2 protein-coding genes are annotated in these 1,353 nt (G+C 44.4%); one reads left to right on the top strand and one right to left on the bottom strand.

Annotation, left to right across the window (positions count from 1 at the left end; genetic code table 11):
- Positions 1-956: aldehyde dehydrogenase family protein (locus F6K38_RS42120; protein ID WP_287360789.1), on the top strand; the 956-nt coding region annotated here is incomplete at its 5' end.
- A 252-nt stretch (positions 957-1,208) separates the two neighbouring features.
- Here the strand turns inward: F6K38_RS42120 and F6K38_RS42115 are convergent.
- On the bottom strand, positions 1,209-1,353 hold a 145-nt coding region (locus tag F6K38_RS42115), incomplete at its 5' end, for a type II toxin-antitoxin system RelE family toxin (RefSeq protein WP_502709674.1).

The following is a 1,353-nucleotide window of genomic DNA, read 5'->3' as shown; positions in this document are numbered from 1 at the left end:
GCAATAGCGCTGTATTAAAAGTAGCAGAAGACACTCCCGCCACGGCTTGGATAGTTGGACAAATTGCTCAAGAGGCTGGGTTACCCCCTGGTGTCCTCAATATTATTCAGGGATATGGTGAAGAAGCAGGTGCTCCCTTAGTTGCTCATAATGATGTCGCTGTGGTTAGCTTTACCGGCTCCACAGAAGTAGGACGAATTGTGCAACGGGTAGCTGGGGAGCGCTTTGGCAGGGTATCCCTGGAATTGGGGGGTAAGAATCCCTTGGTCGTGTGTGATGATGCGGATTTGAACAATGCCGTCAAGTGGACCTTACTCTCAGTGTTCAGTAATGCCGGTCAACGTTGTGCTTCTGCTAGTCGAATCATTGTCTTTGATAGCATTTATGAACAATTCCGTGACCAATTAGTGGAGAAAACTAAGGAATTAAAATTAGGTTCCACTGACCAGGATGACCTGGGTCCTGTGATTAATGAGCAACAGTTGACTAACATGATTGCAGCGGTGAAACAGGCACAAGAAGCAGGAGCAACGGTGCTAGTGGGAGGCGATCGCTTAACAGACCCTGACCATGCTACTGGTTTCTATATGGCTCCGACCCTGCTAGAGAATGTAGACCCCCACGCCGAAATTTCTCAATGTGAATTATTTGGTCCGATTGCTAGTCTCTACCGGGTCAAAGACTTTAAGGAAGCTCTTGCTCTTGCTAACGATTCCCCCTATGGCTTAACTGCTTCGATTCACACTCGCAACATCCACCGTGCAGTAAGGTTTTGTGAGAAAGTCCAAACTGGAGTAGCTGTAGTGAATGCCGGTACCTATGGCAGTGAACCCCATATGCCCTTTGGTGGACTAAAGCAATCCGGTAATGGTACCCGTGAACCAGGCACAGAAGCGTTGGATGTCTATTCTGAGTTGAAGGATATCTATATTAATATCGATCCTGAGCAATTTTGATCCTAAGGGAGATTCATTTTATTGACTGTTGGTGGGCAGTGCTTATCAAAGCTACTACCAGGTTGGGAATTTCTATTACGCACTGCCCACCCTACGATTAATTTTATTGACTGTTGGTGGGCAGTGCTTATCAAAGCTACTACAGGCTTGGAAATTTATATTACGCACTGCCCACCCTACGATTATTTTTATTTACTGCCGGTGGGCTGCGATTCTACTGCCCACCCTACTACTTTATAATTTTCTATTGCTTTAAGGAAAATAACGATAAAATTCTCGTCTATGGAGAACACGGGAGAATATGATAGTATCGCCTTTTATAAAAAAACCAATTCTATAATCCCCTAAACGAATTCGATATGCATTTTCTTCTCCTTTTAATTTTTTGATGTTTTTG

It is taken from the genome of Moorena sp. SIO3B2 (assembly GCF_010692525.1).
In the GTDB taxonomy this organism is placed as follows: Bacteria; Cyanobacteriota; Cyanobacteriia; order Cyanobacteriales; family Coleofasciculaceae; genus Moorena; species Moorena producens.
Note: the sequence above shows the minus strand (reverse complement) of the source record. Positions and strands in the feature narration are given on the sequence as shown.